This window comes from Neobacillus sp. MER 74, from assembly GCF_023714155.1.
The window spans coordinates 1-255 of the sequence record NZ_JAMAUV010000122.1 but is presented as its reverse complement, the minus strand read 5'-3'; the positions used below and the strand labels follow the sequence as shown (position 1 = coordinate 255).

Genomic DNA, 255 nt, shown 5'->3' with positions numbered 1-255 from the left:
GTTTAATAATGAAGAAATCATTGACCAGGTGACTGAAAATACAATTAAAAAAGATAATATTTACAAGAAAAGGGGTTCTATAATAGAACATCTTTTTGGAACCATAAAACGACATTTTGGTTATACAAATTTTTTAACAAGAGGGCTTGAATCAGTAAACACTGAGGTAAGCTTTATTTGTCTTGCCTATAATTTTAAAAGAATGATAAATATAATCGGAGTAAAGGAATTAATAACAAGATTTAGGGGGGATTC

The 255-nt window shown here is 28.2% G+C and carries 1 protein-coding gene; it reads left to right on the top strand.

Annotated elements, in window-relative coordinates; translation table 11 throughout:
- A partial coding sequence (locus M3610_RS27820) for a transposase (protein ID WP_251463670.1) occupies window positions 1-255 on the top strand: 255 nt, incomplete at both ends.